The organism is Halogeometricum limi (genome assembly GCF_900115785.1).
GTDB lineage: Archaea > Halobacteriota > Halobacteria > Halobacteriales > Haloferacaceae > Halogeometricum > Halogeometricum limi.
This window is the reverse complement of sequence record NZ_FOYS01000003.1, coordinates 496,957-517,104: the sequence shown is the minus strand read 5'-3', so window position 1 is coordinate 517,104 and position 20,148 is coordinate 496,957. Positions and strand designations below refer to the sequence as shown.

Annotated in this window: 20 protein-coding genes; 10 read left to right on the top strand and 10 right to left on the bottom strand. The window is 67.9% G+C overall.

Features of this window, described 5'->3' with window-relative positions; genetic code table 11:
- The first annotated feature begins 99 nt into the window (after nucleotides 1–99).
- The 3 genes from BM282_RS11315 to BM282_RS11305 are packed head-to-tail and all read left to right on the top strand — an operon-like array spanning nucleotide 100 to nucleotide 3,622.
- Nucleotides 100–792 (top strand): metallophosphoesterase family protein, encoded by a 693-nt coding sequence (locus BM282_RS11315; protein WP_089880818.1) that lies wholly within the window; start codon nucleotides 100–102, stop codon nucleotides 790–792.
- Between the two features lie 49 nt (nucleotides 793–841).
- Nucleotides 842–3,103 (top strand): polyphosphate kinase 1, encoded by a 2,262-nt coding sequence (gene ppk1 / locus BM282_RS11310; protein WP_089880817.1) that lies wholly within the window; start codon nucleotides 842–844, stop codon nucleotides 3,101–3,103.
- Between the two features lie 36 nt (nucleotides 3,104–3,139).
- Entirely contained in the window at nucleotides 3,140–3,622 is a 483-nt protein-coding gene (locus BM282_RS11305) for a hypothetical protein (protein WP_089880815.1), read from the top strand.
- 36 nt (nucleotides 3,623–3,658) lie between these two features.
- Here BM282_RS11305 and BM282_RS11300 read toward each other — a convergent pair whose 3' ends face one another.
- Nucleotides 3,659–4,303, bottom strand: coding sequence for an alpha/beta hydrolase (locus BM282_RS11300; protein WP_089880813.1), 645 nt, complete (start codon nucleotides 4,301–4,303; stop codon nucleotides 3,659–3,661).
- On the bottom strand, nucleotides 4,303–5,244 hold the full coding sequence (locus BM282_RS11295) for a ring-cleaving dioxygenase (RefSeq protein ID WP_089880811.1): 942 nt from the start codon (nucleotides 5,242–5,244) through the stop codon (nucleotides 4,303–4,305). Before BM282_RS11295 ends, BM282_RS11300 begins: the two co-directional genes overlap by 1 nt.
- Nucleotides 5,245–5,348: 104 nt before the next feature.
- Here BM282_RS11295 and BM282_RS11290 point away from each other — a divergent pair, with 104 nt between their 5' ends.
- Nucleotides 5,349–5,750, top strand: coding sequence for a winged helix-turn-helix transcriptional regulator (locus BM282_RS11290; protein ID WP_089880809.1), 402 nt, complete (start codon nucleotides 5,349–5,351; stop codon nucleotides 5,748–5,750).
- Between the two features lie 6 nt (nucleotides 5,751–5,756).
- Here BM282_RS11290 and BM282_RS11285 read toward each other — a convergent pair whose 3' ends face one another.
- The 4 genes from BM282_RS11285 to BM282_RS11270 form a co-directional block, all read right to left on the bottom strand.
- Nucleotides 5,757–7,568 carry an ABC1 kinase family protein gene (locus BM282_RS11285; RefSeq protein ID WP_089880806.1) on the bottom strand — a complete coding sequence of 604 codons (1,812 nt, stop codon included), beginning with the start codon at nucleotides 7,566–7,568 and terminating at the stop codon, nucleotides 5,757–5,759.
- A 64-nt stretch (nucleotides 7,569–7,632) separates the two neighbouring features.
- A complete protein-coding gene (locus BM282_RS11280; RefSeq protein WP_089880804.1) occupies nucleotides 7,633–8,268 on the bottom strand; it encodes a DsbA family oxidoreductase in 636 nt (211 codons plus the stop codon).
- Between the two features lie 97 nt (nucleotides 8,269–8,365).
- Complete coding sequence (locus BM282_RS11275; protein WP_089880802.1) at nucleotides 8,366–9,301, bottom strand: oxidoreductase; 936 nt, start codon at nucleotides 9,299–9,301, stop codon at nucleotides 8,366–8,368.
- Between the two features lie 102 nt (nucleotides 9,302–9,403).
- Nucleotides 9,404–10,291, bottom strand: a complete 888-nt coding sequence (locus BM282_RS11270; protein WP_089880799.1) for an isoaspartyl peptidase/L-asparaginase — start codon at nucleotides 10,289–10,291, stop codon at nucleotides 9,404–9,406.
- Between the two features lie 181 nt (nucleotides 10,292–10,472).
- On the opposite strand from BM282_RS11270, the gene icd reads away from it, so the two are divergent.
- Nucleotides 10,473–11,735 (top strand): isocitrate dehydrogenase (NADP(+)), encoded by a 1,263-nt coding sequence (gene icd / locus BM282_RS11265; RefSeq protein ID WP_089880798.1) that lies wholly within the window; start codon nucleotides 10,473–10,475, stop codon nucleotides 11,733–11,735.
- 108 nt (nucleotides 11,736–11,843) lie between these two features.
- Here the strand turns inward: icd and BM282_RS11260 are convergent, their stop codons facing one another.
- A complete protein-coding gene (locus BM282_RS11260) occupies nucleotides 11,844–12,194 on the bottom strand; it encodes a cupin domain-containing protein (protein WP_089880795.1) in 351 nt (116 codons plus the stop codon).
- Nucleotides 12,195–12,266: 72 nt separating this feature from the next.
- On the opposite strand from BM282_RS11260, the gene BM282_RS11255 reads away from it, so the two are divergent.
- The gene (locus tag BM282_RS11255) at nucleotides 12,267–12,797 is read left to right on the top strand and encodes a DUF5817 domain-containing protein (RefSeq protein ID WP_089880792.1); all 531 of its coding nucleotides are present in this window, start codon (nucleotides 12,267–12,269) and stop codon (nucleotides 12,795–12,797) included.
- A 37-nt stretch (nucleotides 12,798–12,834) separates the two neighbouring features.
- Here the strand turns inward: BM282_RS11255 and BM282_RS11250 are convergent, their stop codons facing one another.
- Nucleotides 12,835–13,071 carry a hypothetical protein gene (locus tag BM282_RS11250; protein WP_245758348.1) on the bottom strand — a complete coding sequence of 79 codons (237 nt, stop codon included), beginning with the start codon at nucleotides 13,069–13,071 and terminating at the stop codon, nucleotides 12,835–12,837.
- A 242-nt stretch (nucleotides 13,072–13,313) separates the two neighbouring features.
- Here BM282_RS11250 and BM282_RS11245 point away from each other — a divergent pair, with 242 nt between their 5' ends.
- Nucleotides 13,314–13,679 (top strand): hypothetical protein, encoded by a 366-nt coding sequence (locus BM282_RS11245; protein ID WP_089880791.1) that lies wholly within the window; start codon nucleotides 13,314–13,316, stop codon nucleotides 13,677–13,679.
- Between the two features lie 21 nt (nucleotides 13,680–13,700).
- Here BM282_RS11245 and hmgA read toward each other — a convergent pair whose 3' ends face one another.
- On the bottom strand, nucleotides 13,701–14,921 hold the full coding sequence (hmgA, locus tag BM282_RS11240; protein ID WP_089880788.1) for a hydroxymethylglutaryl-CoA reductase (NADPH): 1,221 nt from the start codon (nucleotides 14,919–14,921) through the stop codon (nucleotides 13,701–13,703).
- 131 nt (nucleotides 14,922–15,052) lie between these two features.
- On the opposite strand from hmgA, the gene BM282_RS11235 reads away from it, so the two are divergent.
- The 3 genes from BM282_RS11235 to BM282_RS11225 all read left to right on the top strand — a co-directional run bounded on the left by BM282_RS11235 (nucleotide 15,053) and on the right by BM282_RS11225 (nucleotide 18,620).
- Nucleotides 15,053–16,603, top strand: coding sequence for an amidohydrolase (locus tag BM282_RS11235; RefSeq protein WP_089880785.1), 1,551 nt, complete (start codon nucleotides 15,053–15,055; stop codon nucleotides 16,601–16,603).
- A 127-nt stretch (nucleotides 16,604–16,730) separates the two neighbouring features.
- Nucleotides 16,731–17,378, top strand: coding sequence for a DUF3267 domain-containing protein (locus tag BM282_RS11230; RefSeq protein WP_217642704.1), 648 nt, complete (start codon nucleotides 16,731–16,733; stop codon nucleotides 17,376–17,378).
- Between the two features lie 48 nt (nucleotides 17,379–17,426).
- The gene (locus tag BM282_RS11225; RefSeq protein ID WP_089880783.1) at nucleotides 17,427–18,620 is read left to right on the top strand and encodes an MFS transporter; all 1,194 of its coding nucleotides are present in this window, start codon (nucleotides 17,427–17,429) and stop codon (nucleotides 18,618–18,620) included.
- Here BM282_RS11225 and BM282_RS18860 read toward each other — a convergent pair.
- Nucleotides 18,537–20,105, bottom strand: coding sequence for a sensor histidine kinase (locus BM282_RS18860; protein ID WP_089880781.1), 1,569 nt, complete (start codon nucleotides 20,103–20,105; stop codon nucleotides 18,537–18,539). The genes BM282_RS11225 and BM282_RS18860 overlap by 84 nt on opposite strands.
- Between the last annotated feature and the right edge of the window lie 43 nt (nucleotides 20,106–20,148).

Sequence of the window (20,148 nt, the reverse complement as noted above, 5' to 3'; positions counted from 1 at the left end):
TTCTGTCCCGGAGCCGACCCGCCCCGAGTGACTATATAGAACACACGGAGCATCCTAGTAACGGTTTATTGGCTCCGTAGCCTCGTGTCAGAGAGATAGATGAGCCTGCCAGTATTCGACGCAGACGTGAACCACCGGCGAGTCGACGTGAACGATTGGGACCAGCTCTACGTCGTCGGTGACGTTCACGGCTGTCGAGCGGAGCTAGAGCAGATGCTCGACGAACTCGACGTCACCGAGGACGACCTGGTCGTGTTCGTCGGTGACCTCGTCCGCAAAGGCCCCGACAGCGCAGGCGTCGTCTCCATGGTTCGCGACGCGCCGAACATGCTCACCGTCCGCGGCAACAACGAGGAGAAACTCATCCGCGGCGAGAAACACCTCGAAGAGCTCTCGGAGGCGGATATGGAGTGGATTCGCGAGCTTCCGGTCGCCATCTCCTGGGACGGCGCACTCGTCGTCCACGGCGGCGTGGACCCGCGAAAACCGCTCGACGAGCACTCCGTCGAGGAACTGGAGAACTTCCGCTCGTTCACCGACGACGACGGCAACGAACCCTACTGGTGGGAAGTGTACCAGGGGCCGAGTCGGGTCTTCTTCGGTCACACGCCGCTCTCGGCGCCCGTCGACCGCCGGTACGCCGTCGGCCTCGACACCGGGTGCGTCTACGGCAACGAACTCACCGCCTACGACTGGTACGGCGACGAGTACGTCACCGTGACCCCCGAGGAGACGGCCGAAGAGCGGAAAGACTCGAAGTGGGTCCACCCGGCCGTCGCGCCGGTGCAGTGACGCCGCGACGAGCGAACCGGTAAAGTCACTCCGGAGACAGACGTAGGTTATGGCCTCGGAGGACCCGCGGGAGACCGCTCGCGCCCGGACGCCGTCCATCGCCCCCGCGGACGCGCCCGACGCGTTCGACGCCGACGACGCGAGCGTCTCGGACGCGGCGTGGTATCTCAACCGCGAACTCGGCGAACTCTCCTTTCACCACCGCGTCCTCCACGAAGCCCTCGACGACGAGAATCCGCTGGCGGAGCGAGCGAAGTTCCTCGCCATCTTCACCGGCAACCTCGACGAGTTCTTCATGAAACGCGTCGGCGGCCTCAAACAGCAGATAGACGCCGGCGTGACGGAGTTGTCGCCAGACGGAAAGACGCCGAACGAGCAGTGGCGTGCCGTCCTGTCGCGTGCGGACGGCCTCCTCGAAGAACAGGACCGATGCTATCGCGAACGGGTCCGTCCCGCCCTCGCGGACGCCGGCGTCCGTATCCTCGACTACGGCGACTTGACCGCCGCCGAACGTCGGGGGCTACGGTCGTACTTCGAGGCGTCCGTGTTGCCGACGCTGACTCCCCTGCGGTTCGACCCGGCGGCGTCGTTCCCGTTCATCTCGAACCTCAGCCTCTCCGTCGCCGTCCTCACCCGCGACAACCCGGAGGGCGACGTCCGCTTCTCCCGGGTGAAGGTGCCGCCGAACCGTCCGCGCCTCGTCTCCGTCGCCGACGTGACCGGCACCGACGCGGCCGGTGTCGACGCGGCGGACGTCGAGGCGACCCCGGCGGAGAGCGCCGCCGACAGCCATCGGTTCGTCTACGTAGAGGACGTTATCTGTGCGAACCTCGACCTGCTCTTTCCGAACGTCGAGGTGGTGGACACGTCGCTCTTCAGAGTGACGCGTAACGCCGAAGTGCGGCGAAACGAGGAGGTTGCGGAGGGACTCGTCGACAGCATCGAGGACGTCCTCAGACAGCGACGGTTCGCCACCGTGGTCAGGTTGGAACTCGACGCTGACGCGCCCGCGTTCGTCCGCGACCTGTTGGTCGAACACCTCGACGTGAGCGACGAGGAGGTGTACGAACGCCGCGGACGCATCGACTACCGGTGTCTGTTCGACCTCGCGGCCGTCGACAGACCGGACCTCAGACTCCCCGAGTGGACGCCGCAACCGCACCCGCGGTTGGCCGACTCCGACCCGGACCGCCCCGACGAGTTGTTCGCCGAGATTCGGTCCGGAGACGTCCTCGTCCACCACCCGTACCACTCGTTCGCCGGCACGGTCCAGACGTTCCTCGCCGCGGCGGCGAACGACCCGAAAGTGCTCGCCATCAAAGCGACCATCTACCGCACCGCGCCGGATTCGAGCGTCATCAACACGCTCATCGACGCCGCGAGTCGGGAGAAGCAGGTGGCGGTGATGGTCGAACTGAAAGCGCGGTTCGACGAGGAGAACAACCTCCGATGGGTGAAGCGACTCGAAGAGGAGGGCATCCACGTCGCCTACGGCACCCTCGGACTGAAGACGCACACGAAGACGGCCCTCGTCGTCCGCGAGGAAGCGGACGGCGTGCAGTTGTACTCGCACGTCGCCACCGGCAACTACCACTCCGAGACGGCGAAGACGTACACCGACCTGGGACTTCTGACCGCGGACAGAGACGTGGGCCGGGACCTCGTGAAACTGTTCAACTTCTTCACCGGTCACGCTCGCCACACCGAGTACGAGAAACTGCTCGTCGCCCCCGAGACGATGCGCGAGGCGTTCGTCCGTCTCGTCCGCCGCGAGGCGGACCACGCCCGCGCCGGGAGAGACGCCCGCATCGTCGCGAAGATGAACTCGCTCGAAGACCCGCAGATGGTCCGCGAACTGTACGAGGCGTCGCAAGCGGGGGTCGACATCGACCTCGTGGTGCGCGGTATCTGTCGCCTCCGTCCGGGCGTCCCGGGGCTCTCCGAGACGGTCAGCGTCTCCAGCGTCGTCGGCCGCTTCCTCGAACACTCCCGGATATTCTACTTCCACAACGCCGGAGACTCCGAGTACTATATCGGCTCCGCGGACTGGATGACGCGCAACCTCGACCGGCGGGTGGAGGCGGTCGCGCCCGTCGAAGACGAACTGCTTCGACACGAACTCGACGCGATTCTCCAGACGCTCCTCGCCGACAACCGGAAACGGTGGGTGATGGACGCCGACGGCGGGTACGAACGACTCCGGCCGGACGACGGCGAGGAGGAACTCGTCGCACAGGACGTGTTGATGTCGCTGGCCCGCGCGGACGCCGAGCACGCGGCCAGACGGCAGACGGTCTCCGACGGTTGGTGACGAAACTGTGATACGTTCGTCGGGAGGAGTCGGCGTGTGAACCGACGCACGTATCTGACCGCCGCCGTGGTGACGTCGCTCGGACTCGGGGGCTGCCTCGGTGGACGTGGCGACGCCACCGCGACTGCCACCGGAGTCGCGTCGTCCGCGACGGAGACGGACGCGACTGCGACGGAGACGCCGGCACCGACGGACGCGGAACCGACCGCAACGGTCGCCGCCGCCGAACGCGAGATGGACGCCGTCCTGTTCAACGAGACGGACGGCGAACGGACGGTGACGCTCGAACTCACGACCGCCGGGGAGACGCTCTTGGACACCGAGACGACGGTGCCGTCCGGAGGTCACACCGACGTTCCGCTCGGCGTCGAGACGGAGGGGGAGTACGAACTCGCCGCGAGTGTCGACACCGGTCTCGAAACGACGTACCGCTTCGGCGTGGACGGGTACGACCTCCGGACGGGGTCGAACGTCGCCGTCTGGATAGCCGACGAGTTGACCGTGGGAATCGAGGAGTAGTCGACGTCCTCCGAAGGAGGCCGCGAACGAACCGCCTCAGCCCAGCAGTTCGTCCAACAGTTCCTCGATGTAGTCGACCTCTTCGGGGAAGATGCCGTGGCCGCGGCCCTCGTACACGTCGAACCTCGTCTCCGCGCCCATCTCCTCGAACTCGGCGACCGTCTCCTCGGCGCGCGAGAGCGGGATGTGGGGGTCGTCGTCGCTGACGCCGAGGAAGACGGGCGTTCCCGCCATCGACCCCTCGAAGTCGAACTCGGTCCCCTCCTCGCCGACGAACCCGCCGGAGAGGAGGACGACGCCGCCGTAGCGTCGCGGGTTGTTCGCGACGTACGACGAGGAGAGACACGCACCTTGCGAAAAGCCGACGAAGACGACTCTCTCGTCGGGAATCCCGGCGTCGCGGACCGTCTGGACGGCGCGGTCAACGTGCGCGAGCGCCGACGTGTAGTAGGGTTGGTTCGACTCCAGCGGTGCCATGAACGAGTTCGGGTACCACGTCCCTCGCTGTGCCTGCGGGGCGACGTAGCAGACGCCGTCGCGGTGGAACTCCTGCGTGAACTGGAGCATCCCGCGGGCCGTCGCGCCGCGCCCGTGGACGAGGACGACCGCGACCTCGGCGTCCTCCGGGTCGGCACCGGCGGTCTGAATCGGCTGGTCGGCGTGCGGGTCGTCGGCGGACATCAGTTCGACACCCCCTCCGTCGTGTCGGCGGCGTTCAGCGGTGGCAACCGCGCTTCGATGTCCTCGCGGTCGGACTCCAGCCACGGCGGCAGTTTGAGCGCCGACCCGAGCGATTCGACGGACTCGTCGGCGGTGAACCCGGGGCCGTCCGTCGCGATTTCGAACAGGACGCCGCCGGGTTCGCGGAAGTAGATGGAATCGAAGTACTGCCGGTCTTTCTGCTCTGTGACGTACTGCCCGGCGTCCGAGAGTTCCTCGCGCCACCGCATCTGCGTCTCCCCGTCCGGGACGCGGAAGGCGACGTGGTGGACCGTCCCGACGCCGGGGCGTCCCCGCGGCGACTCGCGTTCGAGGAGATCCACGACCGTCGCCCGGTCACCGTCGGCGACGTAGCGAACTCGGTCCTCGGCCTCGTCTCTCCGCTCGAACCCGAGCAGTTCGAGGACGCGTCCCGTCGCGCCCGGGTCCGCCGAGTGGAGCGTGACGCCGAAGAACCCGCGGAGTGCGGCGTCCTCGGGGACCGGTCCGTCGGTCCACGGTTCGACGTCGCTCTCGCCTTCGACCAGTTCGAGCGGTTGGCCGTCGCGGTCGGAGAAGGCGAGAACGCCCGCGCCGAACCGGTCGCGGTCCGTCGTCTCGACGCCGCGGTCCGCGAGGCGTTCGCGCCAGTAGTCGAGGCTCCCCTCGGGGACGACGAACGCCGTCGCGACGGCCTGTCCCCGGCCGGGACGACCCGGTCGACCCTCGCCGAACGGGAAGAACGTCATCGCCGTGCCGGGCGACCCCGTCTCGTCGCCGAAGTAGAGGTGGTACGTCTGCGTGTCGTCGAAGTTCACCGTGCGCTTGACGAGGCGGAGACCGAGGACGTCCGTGTAGAACCGGACGTTCGCGCTCGGGTCGCCCGCGACGGCGGTGACGTGGTGGATTCCTGTGGTGTTCATAGATGAATGGAGACACTGGCGCGTCGCCAGTTTCACTCTGTTACTTAGTACGGAACCGAAACCATATGTAGGTTCCCGGACGTAGGAGTCACCAGGTGACACGAGTGTCCTCGGACGAAGACAAATACAGCGACGCGGCGTGCGGCGTCATCGACTCGATTCAACAGATCGGCTCCCAGTGGCGACTCATCGTCCTGCACGACCTGCAGGACGGCGAGAAACGGTTCAACGAACTCAAGCGCTCGACGGGGTCGAGTTCGCGGACGCTCTCTCGAGTACTGGACGACCTTCAGGAACTCGGGTTCGTCTCGCGACGACTGGAGGAAGACGCTCCCGTCGCGACGTACTACTCGCTGACGTCGAAAGGGGAGTCGCTCGCGCCGGTGTTCGACGAGATAAACTGCTGGGCGAACGAGTGGCTGGCCGAGACGCCGACGGGCGAGGACCCCGCGGCGACGGAAGACGAGAGCGACGCGGCCGAGACGGCGGCCGCGAAGGCCGAGTAACCGTCCTCAGTCGCCGTTCTCCCCGACGTCCTCGCCGCGGCGTGCGCGCAGTCCCTGCCTTGTGAACTGCGGGTCGCCGTGGACCCGGATGCCGCGACGCGTGCGGAACGACCGGTAGAGCAAGAACAGGAGGGGGACGGCCCCGAGTGCGACGACGCCCGCCGTGAGTTCGTTGGTGAGCGCGTAGAGCAACGCCACCGCGAGGAGGTTCCCCGCGAGGAGGACGCCCGTGACCACTTTCTTCGCGAACGTCGTGAGCGCGTCCGAGTCGTCGAGGACGACGTTCACCCGAACGTCCTCGCGTTCGACCAACCCGAGGACGCGACTCAGCTTCGGCGGCACGGAGAACAGCGTCTGCGCCGTCGCCCGCACCTGGCGAGACGCGTCGTCGGCGAACTCGCGGGCGACTCGTTCGCCGACCGACTCCTCGCCGTCTTCTCCCTCCATCCCGCGTTCGCGGACGTACTCTGTCACCTCGTCGACGAAGTCGAACTCGGGGACGAGCGTCCGACAGACGCCCTCCAACACCGTCGAGACGCGGACGACGAGCGCGAGGTCCTGCGGGAGTCTGAGCGGGAAGTCGTACAGCGTCTCCTCGAACTGCGACACCAACTGCTGGACGCGGTACTGGTCGACGTCCTGCCCGCGGAACGTCTCGATTGCCACCTCGAACGCCTCGCGCATGAGCACCCTATCTGCGGTCGGGTCGAGCGCCTCCATCGCGACGAACGCGTCCAGCACGCCGGCGACGTCGTCGCGGGCGACGCCGACGTAGAAGTCGTACATGTGGTCTCGCGTCCGGGCGTCGACGCGGCCGGTCATCCCGAAGTCGTAGAAGACGACGGTGCCGTCCTCCTGCACCGCCAAGTTCCCGGGATGCGGGTCCGCGTGGAAGACGCCGTCTTCGAGAATCATCTGGATGTAGGTGCGTTCGAGACGTCGCGCGAGTTCCTCGCGGTCGACTCCCAGTCGCTCTATCTCGCGCACTCGGTCTATCTTCACGCCTTCCACGTACTCCATCGTGAGGACGTTCTGCGTTGAGTACGCCTCGCGCGGGACGGGAACGCGAATCTTCGGGTCGTCGGCGAAGTTCGCGCGAATCTCGCGGAGCATCGTCGCCTCGTGCGCGTAGTCCATCTCCTCGTGGACGGTGTCTGCGAACTCGTCTGCGAGGTTCTCGAACGTGAACCGCTGGCCGGGGTGTGCAAAGCGCAGGAGAACCGGCATCAACGTCTCCACGACGCGCAAGTCGGCCTCGACGACGCGGCGGATGTCCGGGCGAAGGACTTTGACGGCCACCTCCTCGCCGTCGGCGACGGCGGTGTACACCTGCCCGAGACTCGCCCCGCTGATGGGGTCGCGGTCGAAGCGGTCGAACACCTCGTCGACCGGCCCCAACTCCGCCTCGATTCGCGGACGGACGGTCTCCCAGTCGTCCGGCGGTACCTCGTCCTGAAGGGAGGAGAGCACCTCCACGTACTCGCTCGGGAGGGCGTCGGGTCTGGTCGAGAGAATCTGGCCGAGTTTGATGAACGTCGGCCCCAGCGAGACGAGTTCGTCGCGGAGGTACGTCGCGCGTCGTCGCCGCGTCTCGGCGCTGGTTCTCCGAGACCCCCCGAACAGCAGAAATCGTCGCCTGTCGCGGGCGATGCCGACGAACAGGGGGAGGAAGACGCGGAGGACGACGACGAGACGGCGGAGCGACCGGAGACGGACGCCGAGGCCCGAGGGCCGGTCGGTGTCCGGTTCGGGAGTGGGGCCGCGAGCGTCGTCACTCGGCGGCGCGTCGCTTCCGTCGGTGGCGGTGGTGGCCGACATTCGGTTGCTACTCACTCGGTGGCGCGAGCACAAAGAGGGTTCGACCGAATCGGAGAGGGCCGACTCAGGCGCCGTCGACGAGTCGTTCGAGGTGTTCCGGGGGCACGGCACCGCGGGCGGCGTAGCCCTCGTAGGCGAACGTCGGCACGCCCGTCACGCCCTGCTGTTGCGCCTCGGTGAACTTCGCGCGGACCTCCTCGCGGAGGTTCTCGTCGGAGAGCGCCGAGCGAATCTCGTCGCCGTCGATACCGGCGTCTTCGGCGAGTTCGACGAGGAGGTCCTCGTCGCCGATGTCCTCGCCGTCCTGCCAGAGCGCCTCGAAGATAGACACGTCGAACGCCAGCCACGCCTCGTAGTCGTGGTGCTCTTTGACGTAGTAGGAGGCTATCTGCGCCGGGAGCGAGTCCACGTCGGTGGCGATTTCGAGGTCCATCTCCACGTCGTACTGCTCCTGCAGGCGGCGGACGTTCTCTCGCGCCTGTTCGTAGTAGTCGTCGTCCTTCCCGTCGTCCACCGAGTGGTCGATGGTGCCGTCGGGGTTGCGCTTCTGACTCCGCAGGTCGAACGGATGCCAGTCTATCTCCAACAACTCGTCGCGGGAGTCCTGGAACCGTCGGAGGGACTCGCGGCCGAGATAACAGAACGGGCAGACGTAGTCGGAGAAGACGGTGATGCGTCCGGCCGATTGGGTATCGCTCATGGTGTCGCCTTGGAGGGGTTCGGAGTAAAAGAAGGTGGCCGGGGTGTGATTCGCCGGTACACGACCGCCGGTCGTCTCGCCCGCCGAGCAACCTCGCTCAGATACCGTACGTCACGCCCGTCAGGTGTTCGGAGAGTTCCCACAGGCGGTGCGCGTCGGCCTCGTCGTGCGACGCCTCGCTGGACTCGTTCTCGCCGGGGTACCCCCGCATGTGCTGGAATCCGGTCGGACCGTAGTACGAACCGCCCTCGACGTCGGCGGCCGTCGCGGCGTACAGCGTCGGCAACGCGCCCATCTCGGCGCTCTGGGCGAACGCGCGGTTCGCGAGGCTCATGCCGACTCGCCGGAGGAGCGACCCCTCCATCTCCGGGCCGCGGCGTTGGAGGTTCGTCGCGGCGTAGCCGGGGTGACAGCCGACGCTGAGCACGTCCTCCTCGCCGGCGAGTTCGAGGCGTCGCTGGAGTTCGTAGGCGAACAGGAGGTTCGCCAGTTTGCTCTGCGCGTAGGCCTCCCACTTGTCGTACGACGCCTCGCCCATCGGGTCCGAGAAGTCCATCTCGCCGTTCTCGTGGAGGCCGCTCGATTGGGTGACGACGCGCGTCTGTCCGTCCGTCTCGCGGAGAGCGGAGAGGAGGTGGCCCGTGAGCGCGAAGTGACCGAGGTGGTTGACGCCGAACTGCATCTCGAAGCCCTGTTCGGTCTCCCGCCGGGGGAGCGCCATCAGTCCCGCGTTGTTCACGAGGACGTGGAGTTCGTCGTGCGCGGCCTCGAACCAGTCGGCGAATCGCTCGACAGAGTCGAGGTCCGAGAGGTCGAGTTTCGCGAGCGTGAGGTCGGCGTCGGGAACCTCGCCGAGCACGTCTCTCGCGGCGTCACGGCCTCTGTCGGGGCTTCGGACGGCCATCACGATGTGCGCGCCGTTCGCCGCGAGCGCTTTCGTCGCCTCGTAGCCGAGTCCGCTGTTCGCGCCGGTCACGACCACCGTCTTACCCGTACAGTCGGGAACGCTCTCGGCAGTCCAGTCGTTCGTCATGAGGCGTTCGTAGGGGACGACGACGGTAAAAGTCGCGGCTCTCGGCAGTCTCGTCTGGCGGTTCGGCGACGCCTCGTCGTCGGCGTGGCTATCGCTCGATGCCTACCGCTCGGCGACGCCGGTCTGCATCCCGTCGGTGTTGAACGCGCTGCCGACGCCCTCGTCGTCGGCGACGATGACGCCCGCGCCGGAACCGGTGAGTTCGGCGAACTCCTCGATGGCCAACTCGGCGGCCGACTGCGCGTTCAGTCCTCGCTCGACGTGCCCGACGGCGCGGCGGGTGAGCGTCGCCTTCGCGATGTCTTCGCCCGCGCCCGTCGCGGAGGCCGCTCCGGCGGGGGCCGCGTAGAACCCCGACCCGACCTGCGGCACGTCGCCGACGCGTCCGGCGAGGGCGAACCATCGCCCGCCCGTGGAGGTGGCGGCGGCGAACCGGTCGCCGTCGTAGGCGACGGCCCCGACGGTGTCGTGGTCCGAGAGGTCCGCGTCGTTCGACGCCGTGGCACTCGTCCCGCCGAACCGGTCTTCGAGCCACGCGAGGTGGTCTCTCGGCGACCCCTCGGGCGGGTTCGCGTCCGCCCAGCGTTCGCGCGTCTCGGTCGTGAACAGGTCGACGCCCGTCTCGACGCCGAACGCGTCGGCCACGTCGACGGCCGGCCGTCCGGCGACGAAGACGTGCGGCGTCTCCTCCATCACGACGCGGGCGACGGAGACGGCGTGTTCGACGCCGTCCATCCCGGCCACCGCGCCCGTCTCGCGGTCGCTCGTCATCACGCCCGCGTCGGTTCGGACCCGTCCGTCGGACTGGACGGCACCGCCGACGCCGGCGTTGAACGCGGGGTCGGTCTCTAAGACCCGGAGCGCCGCTTCGACGGCGTCGACGGGTGTTCCCTGTGAGGCCCCGGTCGCGGCCGCTTCGTCGAGGGTCTGTTGTCGCGGTTCTGGGTCGTCGGGGACGCCGCCGGCACCGCCGTGGACGATGAGTCGCATGGAACCGCCGACGAGAGGCGGTGAGAAAACACCAACGACTTCGCCGTTCTCGCGCGGCGCGCGCGTCCCTCCTCCGAGTGTCGGGAGACGAACCGGCTACCTTCGCCGGATGTTCGAAAAATTGCCGTCTCGGTCGATAACGGCAATACTTTACCGACGGTGAGAAAAGGAGCGAACGTTCATGAGCTACGACCAGATCGAAGTTCCCGAAAACGGGGAGAAGATCACGCTCGCCGACGACGAGAGCGGTGAGCTGTCGGTTCCCGACAACCCGATCATCCCCATCATCCACGGCGACGGCATCGGACAGGACGTCGGTCCTGCCGCACAGAAGGTGTTAGAGGCTGCCGCCGAAGCGACCGGTCGCTCCGTGGAGTGGCTCCGCGTCTACGCCGGCCAGTCCGCCCGCGACAAGTACGACGAGAACCTGCCGGAGGACACGGTACAGGCCATCAAGGACCACCGCGTCGCCATCAAAGGTCCGCTCACGACGCCCGTCGGCGCCGGGTTCCGTTCGCTCAACGTCGCGCTTCGCAAGAAGCTCGACCTGTACGCGAACGTCCGCCCGACGTACCACCTCGACGGCGTCCCGTCGCCCGTGAAGAACCCCTCGGCGATGGACATGGTCACGTTCCGCGAGAACACCGAGGACGTCTACGCCGGCATCGAGTGGGAAGCCGGTACCGACGAGGTCCAACAGGTCAAGGAGTTCGTCGAAGAGGAGATGGGCTACGACGAGACGATGCACGACGGCCCCATCGGCATCGGCATCAAGCCCATCACCGAGTTCGGAACGAAGCGTCTCGTCCGCGAGGCCATCGAATACGCCATCGAGAACGACCGCGACTCCGTCACGCTCGTCCACAAGGGGAACATCATGAAGTTCACCGAGGGCGCGTTCCGTGACTGGGGCTACGAACTCGCCGAAGAGGAGTTCGCCGAGGAGACCATCACCGAGGACGAACTCTGGGAGGAGTACGACGGCGAGCAACCCGAGGACAAGATCGTCGTCAAGGACCGCATCGCGGACAACATGCTCCAGCAGCTCCTGACGCGAACCGCGGACTACAGCGTCATCGCGACGATGAACCTGAACGGCGACTACATGTCCGACGCCGCCGGCGCACAGATCGGTGGCCTCGGCATCGCCCCCGGTGCGAACTTCGGTGACGGCCTCTGTCTCGCCGAACCCGTCCACGGTTCCGCGCCAAAGTACGCGGGCGAGGACAAGGTCAACCCGACGGCGATGATCCTCTCCGGTCGCCTCATGTTCGAGTACATGGGCTGGAAGGACGCCGGCAAACTCATCCGCGACGCGGTCGAGAAGACCATCTCCGACGGCGACGTGACCTACGACCTCGAACGGCAGATCGAAGGCGGCAACAAACTCGCGACGAGCGAGTTCGCCGACAAGATCGTCGAGAACATCGAAGCGCTCTCGTAGAGACCGTTTCGTGCGCTCGCGCGGTCACACCGCGCGAACAGCCGCGAATCGGCGTCCGCGACGCACCACCTTCTCACTCTTTTCGACCGCCGAGCGACGGCGACGCCGCTACTCCCCGCCCGCCCAGTCGGCCATCGTCCGCGGCGGACTGAAGATGTCGACGCCCTCGACCGTCTCCTCGCCGCGGTTCTCCGCGCCGTGAACCTCGTCGGCGGCCAGCGCGTACGAGTCGCCCTCGCGGACGACGACTTCCTCCTCCTCGTCGCCGACGACGAACACGAGTTCGCCCCGCGTGATGTAGCCGACCTGTTCCTGTTCGTGGCTGTGCGCGGGCACCGTCGCGCCGGGTTCGATGCGGAAGTGCTGGACGTTCATTCGCTCGGCCCCCGCGAGGACCGACAGGTGGACGTCCGGCACCGCTTCGACCGCCTCCACCGACTCCGTGGGTACGCGTTCCATGGGGAACTGCCACCTCGACGGCACATAAACCTGGGTGCGAAGGTTCAAATCCGACGACGCGGAAGCGGTCGTATGTACGCGGTGGTCGGCTGTACCGAGTGCGGTAGCATGTGGTTGCTCTCTGACGCGCGGCGGTCGAAGACGGCGACGTGTCCGCGGTGTCAGCGGACGCACCAGACGAAGAAGCTCCGGCGATTCATCGAAACCGAGGACAGAGAGGCGGCCAGACAGGCGCGGGCGGCCCTCCTCGCCAAACAGCACGGCGACAGCGAGGCGTTCGCCGAGACGGCGCACATCACCGAGATGGAGCAGTTGGTCGAGGAGTCGGGTATCGACGACGCAGAGTATCTCGAAGGCTCCGGACTGGACGCGAGCGAGGTGGAAGCGGCGGGCGAACGCGTCACGCAGGGTCGGTCCTCGTCGTCGAACCGACTGGACGTGGTGAAAGACGCCCTCCGCGAGGGCGACAGACCGACAGAGGACGAAGTCGCCGCCTACGCGGCCGAACGCGGCGTCGACGGCGAGAAGGCGACCGACTTACTGGAGAAGTTGGCGCGGCGCGGCGAGGTGTCGGAGTCACGCGGACGATATCGGTTGCTCTGACCGGAAGAGCGAGGAGCGTCCGCGCCACCGCGCGGCCTCACAGGAGGCCGAGCAGTTTCAGCACCGTCAACAGGGAGGTGAGGACGCCGAGTGCGAGTTTCGCGAGGCGGAGCAGACGCGTCGCCGTCCGGAGGTCCGAGTCGTCGCTCGGTCGGTCGTCCGCTCCGTCGGAGCGACGCGCGTCGGCGTCGCACGCGTCCGTCGGCGCGTTCGGCGGGCCGGTACCAGCGCGGGCGTCCGGAGCCGTCGCTGGTGCGTTCGGTCGGGGGGACATGACACGGCGTCCGCGGCGGGGCGGCGCCGCGAACGCACTTCGACAGAACACCGACGGACGGGTAAACCCGAGCCATGGGTCCGGAGTGAAAGTGGGCGATTCGGCGGAACTGGAGTCGCGTCTGCGAGTCGTCGCTCACTCGACCGCGCGACGGCGTGCAGTCGGGTGAGTCGACAGGTGCAGACGCCACGAGAGCGGACGAAAACGAAACGCTTTGTCCGATACCCGACCGAGTCGCGAGTGTGACCGACTCGCATCCCAGACCCGTCGGCGTCCTCGTCCGCGCGCTCGTCGCCGGCTGTTTCGTCGGCGGCGGCGTCCTCGCACTCCACTCGCAGCGACTGGTTCTCGCCGGGTTCGCCTTCCTCGTCGGCTACACGATGCTCGCGACGGCCGCCGTCGTGCAGGGACAGCGTCGACGCGGGGTGGGACTCTCGCTGTCGGGTCTCGGGTGGATGTCGGTGGCGGCGGGCGTCGCCGTCGGGACGATGCCGGGAACGGGCCTGACGCTCGTCGTGGTAGGTGTCGCGCTCCTCGTCGCCGGGACGGGAGTGGTTCTGTGGCCGATGCTCCGGCGGCGGCGCGGCGAGACAGGGACGGCCGAGTGAAGGAGTCGAGACGTTACCGACCTACCGACCCAGTTCGGCGTGCGCGCTGGAGAGATGCCGCGACGCGAGCGCAGAGAGCAAGGAGAGTTCGCCCGCCAGAGAGCCGACGGCGATGGCTTCGGCGAGGGCGTCGGCGTTCGCCCCGGCGGGGTCGCCGCCGCCGCGGACGCCGAGGATATCGAGTCCCTCCGACTGGGTGGGGAGTTTCGTCCCGCCGCCGACGGTGCCGACTTCGAGGCTGGCGATGGAGACGGAGACGTACAGGTCGCCGTCCTGCACGTCCGCCGTCGTGATTGCGTTCGCGCCCTCCACGACCTGTGCCTCGTCCTGCCCCGTCGCGAGGAACATCGCGGCGACGACGTTGGCGACGTGGGCGTTGAAGCCGAGACTGGCCGCCTTCGCCGAACCGACGAGGTTCTTTCTGGTGTTGAGTTCGGCGACGGCCTCCGGCGTGGTGTGCAGGCGTTCTTCGACGAGTTCGCGCGGGATGGTCACGTCGGCGGTGACGGAGCGTCCGCGACCCTCGACGGCGTTGATAGCGGCGGGTTTCTTGTCGGTACAGAGGTTCCCCGAGAGGGCGACGAGCGAGGCGTCCGTCTCGGCTTCGACGACGTCGCAAGCCGCCTGCGTGGCGATGGTGGCCATGTTCATCCCCATCGCATCCTTCGTGTCGTAGCGGAAGCGCAGGTAGACGGAGTTGCCGACGACGTACGGCGTCACGTCGAGCAGTTCGCCGTGGTTCGTCGTCTCTTCTGCGGCCTCCGCGAGGGCGTCCTCGTTGTCGCGGACCCACTCCACGAGGGCTTCGGCCTCCACCACGTCCGCGACGCGGAACACCGGCGCGCGCGTCATCCCGGACTTGAGGACGCGGGCGTTCGCGCCGCCCGCGCCGTTGAGCACCGAACACCCGCGGTTGACGCTCGCGAGGAGTGCGCCCTCCGTCGTCGCGAGAGGGAGGTAGCGTTCGCCCTCCAGACTGCCGCCGCGGACTCGGACGGGACCGGCGACGCCCATCGGTACCTGCACCGCGCCGACCATGTTCTCGATGTTCGGGTCGGCGCGTTCGGCGGGGAAGCCGTAGTCGCCGACGGTGTCCAAAGCGGCCCCCGACTGTTCTTCGACGAGGAGTCGTCGGGCCGCCGTCGCCGTATCCGCGTCGGTGTGGTCGTCGAGTTCGTGGAGTCGTAACTCGCCCGCTCGAACGCGTTCGGCGAGTTCCTCGGCCGGCGTAGCGTCGCTCATGCCCGGGAGTATTTCGCCACCTCCCTAACCGTTACCGGTTCCGGACCTCCGTGCGCTCTCCGGACCGACCGCGACGGCCGGCGATGACCGCCACCCCAACCGTTTTGCTCGTGCCCGTCACCTCGTGACACATGACCGACGCCGCTGACCTCGTTCTTCTCGACGGAGAGATACACACGCTCGCCGACCCCGACGAGACGTACGAGGCGATGGCCGTCCGCGACGGACGAATCGTCCGCCTCGGGCAGACGTACGACGTGGAGTTCCTCGCCGGCACCGACACCGAGACGAGACACCTCGACGGCGACGTGGTCCTCCCGGGGTTCGTGGACGCGCACACCCACCTCGACATGGTCGGGCGAACGCTCGTCCACGCCGACCTCTCGGGCGCGTCCGGCCCGGACGACTGCGCGGACCGACTCGCGGCACGGGCCGACGAACTCGCCCGCGACGGCGAGAGCGAGGCGGAGTGGATTCTCGGGTTCGGCTACGACGAGAGCACGTGGTCTGAGTCGCGCTATCTCAGCCGCGAGGACCTCGACGCCGTCTCGACGGACCGCCCCGTCGCCGCCTTCCGCGAGGATATGCACGTCGTCTCCGTGAACTCCGTCGCCCTCGACAGACACGTCGACGAGATGCCCGCGGCCGACGTACACACCGACGGCGGCGACCCGACGGGCGTCGTCGTCGAGGAAGCCGTCGACGTGGTGTACGCCGAGATAGAACCCGGCCGCGAGGAGACGGCGGAACTGCTTCGCGCCGCCCAGTCGGCGGCGAACGAACGCGGCGTCACCGGCGTCCACGACATGTGCCGGAACTCCGAGAAACCGGGCGTCTACCGCGACTTGGACGCCGCGGGCGACCTGTCGCTCCGCGTCCGCATCAACTACTGGGCGGACCACCTCGACGGCGTGATAGACGCCGGGTTGCGGACGAACCACGGGAGCGAGATGGTCCGCGTCGGCGCGATAAAGACGTACACCGACGGGTCGTTCGGCGGGCGGACGGCGAAACTCTCCGAACCGTACACGGACGACGACGGCGAGACCGGTTCGTGGGTGGTCGACCCCGACGAGTTGCGGGACATCGTCTCGCGGGCGGACGCGCACGGCTTTCAGCTCTCGGCGCACGCCATCGGTGACGAGGCCGTTCGCGCCGTCCTCGACGCCTACGAGACGTGCGACGACCCCAGAGCGAGTCGGCACCGCGTCGAACACGCCGAACTCACCGACGACGAGGCGATAGCGCGGTTCGCGGAGTCGGGCGTCGTCGCCTCCGTCCAGCCGAACTTCCTGAAGTGGGCAGACGAGGGTGGACTGTACGAATCTCGACTCGGCGACAGGCGGACGGAGACGAACCGCTACGCCGCCCTCGCCGAGGCGAACGTTCCACTCGCGTTCGGGAGCGACTGCATGCCGTTGGACCCCCTCCTCGGCGTCCACTGGGCGGTGAACGCCCCCGCCGACGAACAGCGACTGAGCGTCACCGACGCCCTCCGCGCGTACACCTCGGGAGCGGCGTACGCCGGGTTCGACGAGGAGCGTCTGGGAACGATAGCGACGGGCAAACTCGCGGACCTGACCGTCCTCGCCGAATCGCCGTGGGAGACCGACTCGATACGCGATATCGACGTGTCCGCCACCGTCGTCGGCGGTGACGTGGTGTACGACGCCGAACGGTAGCGCGTTCGGAACCGCGACTCGACTCGTCTCGAACGGACACGGAACCGCATCGAACCGACGGCAACACCGAAACCTCCGGCCGCCGTATCTGACTCATGACCAGTACCGGTGGCACTGACGGATATTCGTGACCGTGGGGACCGACGACCAGCGGTCACCGAAGACGCACCCCCCGGAGACGCCGCCGGGGTACGCGCCGCCGACGAGGTTCGAGTATCCGCTCTCGGTCCTGTTCGTCCTCGCCGCGGTGCTCGTCGTCCTCGGGGTTCCCGCGTTCGGGTCGGTACTCTGGGTCGCGCAGGGGTCAGCCGTGTTCGAGGCGGTGTTCCTCGTCGAACAGGACGCGCTCGGGTTCACGTTCGCCCTGCGGTCCGGTCTCGTCGCGGGAATCGCCGTCGGGAGCGTCCTCCTCACCGTCGTCGTCCACGAACTCGTCCACGGCGCGGTGTACCGCTACTACGGCTACGACGTGCGTTACGGCGTCGTCCCGCACCTCGGCGCGGCGTACGCGTGCGCGTTCGGGCAGTTCCAGCGACGGGACGAGGTGCTCGTCGTGACCGCCGCTCCGCTCGCCGTGCTCACGCCGTGTCTGCTCGCGTTGTTCTTCGTGCCCGTTCCCCTCGTCGCGTTCGCCGCGTTCGTCGCCGTCCTGTTCAACACCGCGGGGGCGGCGGGCGATATATACGCCGTCGTCACGCTCCTCCGCCGGCCGCGCGGGACGGTGCTGTACGACGCCGACGTGCGTCACTCCTACGTGTTCGAACCGGAGCGGTGAGCGCGCGCTTCGACGGCTTTTTCGCGTCACGGCGGACGGTTTCCAGCGATGCTCGAGCGACTCGGCGGCGGGCGGTTCTCGTCGCCAATCGCGAAGTACTACGCCTACGCCGCCACGACGCGTGTGAGTTTCACCGCCGCGGTGTGGATTCTGTTCGTGAGAGCGCAGGGGCTCTCCTACACGGAGATAGGCGTTCTGAACGCCCTGTGGTGGGTGACGCTCGTCGTCAGCGAGATTCCGACGGGCTACCTCGGCGACCGACTCGGGCGTCGGAACGGGATGTTGCTCGGGACGGGCGTCGTCGCCGTCGCCACCGCCGCGCTGGGTCTCTCGACGACGTTTCGGGAATTCGCCGTCGTCTACGCGCTCTGGGCCGTCGGTCAGACGTTCCGCTCCGGGAGCGACGACGCGTGGTTGTACGACGTTCTCGCTCGCGAGGAGAGAGCGCACGAGTTCGCCGCCGTCCGCGGAAAGGCGGCCGCACTCGGGTTCGGAATCGGCGCCGTCACCGCGCCCGTCGGCGGCGCGTTGGCCGACTGGCGCTTCTCCGTTCCGTTCTTCGCCACGGCGGCGGTGACGGCGCTCGGCGTCCCCATCCTCCTCACCGTCCCCGAAGTCGACGCGGGCGGCGACCGGTTCACCGTCCGTGACGCGTCGCGCGTGATTCGTCGCCACCTCTCGCGGCCGCCGCTTCGCTCGTTCGTCCTGTACGTGGCGCTCGTGTTCGGCCTCGGCGAGATGGTGTACGTGTTCGACCAGCCAATCGTGGCCGCCGTCGCCGCCGACCTCGGGGTTCCGGCCTCGGCCGAGAAGACGGCCGTCGGCCTCGCCTACGGCGTCTTCACCGTCGGCACCGCGGTGGCGAGTTTTCACACCGACGCGATTCGAGAGCGACTCGGTCTCCGAGGGTGGTTCGCGCTGGCGCCACTCGTCCTCGGCCTCTCGTACGTCGGCCTCTGGGCCGTCCCCCTCCTCGCCGGACCGGTGTTCCTCCTCGCGCGCGGCGTCGCCGTCGTCTCGCTGACGCTCGGAAACCAACACGTCAACGACGAAGTCGAGTCGGTGGGTCGCGCGACGGTGCTGTCGGCCGCCTCGATGGTGTACTGGCTCACCGTCGCGCCCGTCGAACTCCTCGGCGGCGTCGTCGCCGACGCCGTCTCACCCGCCGGCGCCCTCGCGGTGTTCGGCGTCCTCGTCCTCTGCTGTACGGGCGCGCTCTGGGTCCTCGAACGGCCCGTCTGACGGCGTGCAGAGGTCGAACTCGAACCGCGCACCGCCCGAATCGCTCGCCGTCGCCCGCACCGCCCACCCGTGCGCTTCGGCGATTCGCCTCACGATGGCGAGACCGAACCCGGTGCCGTCGGAGTCGGTCGTGAACCCGGTCTCGAACACCGACTCGCGGCGGTCCTCGGGGATACCGGACCCGTCGTCCTCGACGAAGAACCCGTCGTCGAGGCTCCCGATGCGGACCGTGACGTTCCCGTCGTCCGTACCGTGTTCGACGCTGTTCACGAACAGGTTCCCCAGCAGTTCCGAGAGCCGTCCCGCGTCGGCGTCGACCGTCAGGTCGTCCGTCTCGACGTCGAGAACCGCGTCGTCTCCTCGGACCGCGGTTCGCCACGCCCGCGTCGCCGCGTCGCCGACGTGCGTCGGCGTCGCCGAGTTCACGACCGCCCCCTGTCGGGCCAGCGAAAGCACGTCTTCGATGAGTTCGCTCATTCGGCGGTGCGCCTGTTCGATTCGTTCGAGGTGCCCCCGCGCGGCCTCGTCGTCCACCGACTCACCGAGGAGTTCGAGGTAACCCTGCGCCACGTTCAGCGGCGAGCGCAGGTCGTGGCTGACGATGCCGGCGAACTCGTCTAACCGTTCGTTCTGCCGTTCGAGTCGCTCTCTGTACGCCTTCTCCTCGGAGATGTCGACGGTGAATCCGACGAGTCCGACCACCTCGCCGTCCTCGTCGTGCCAGGGCACTTTCGAGGTGAGCACCCAGTTGCCCGTGAGCGTCTCGAACTCGCCGTGTTCTTCGAGGAGGTGGCGCAGCGAGAACTTGTGCGTGTCGGAGGTGACTACCGGTTCCTCCTGGTCGAAGATGGGTTCGTCTCGCTCCATGATGCGGACGTCGTCGCGGTAGGTGTCTCGGGACCGTTCGTGCCGGAACACCTCGTAGTCGGTCTTCCCGAGGAATCGGTCGGCGTCGTCGACGTACGCCTCGCTGACGCGGACGTGTTTCGCCTCGCGGTCTTTGACGTACAGGTGCGCCGGAACCGTCTCGAAGATGGCGTCGAGGAGGCTCCGTTCGCGCGCGAGGTCGGCTTCCAGAAGCGAGTTCTCCGCCCGAGCGAGGACGCCGCGAACGCGAGCGCCGACGACGGCCGGAGCGGTGGCGTCGGCGGCCGCGACGAACTCGTCTGCACCCGCCTCGAACGCCGCCTCCGCCGCCGTCTCGCCCCCGCCGACGAAGACGACGGGGACGGCGGAGTGAACCGACTCGACGTCGTCGAGTGCGGCAACCGCGTCCGCGACGACGACGAGGCAGTCGAACGCCTTCGTCGCGCGGTCTTCGGTCGGGGCCCGCCTGACGGCGAGGCCGGCGGTTCGAAGGGCCGCGGCGACGTCTCCGCCGTCGCCGACGACGAGGACGACCGGACTCCCGGCGTCGTCTCCATCGGCGGACGTCGAGTCGACACCGTCGTCCGGCGATGCGGCGCGCTCTCGGTCGGTCGTCATTCGTTCGCCCGAACTATCACGAACGTCGGTATCAATCTATCGG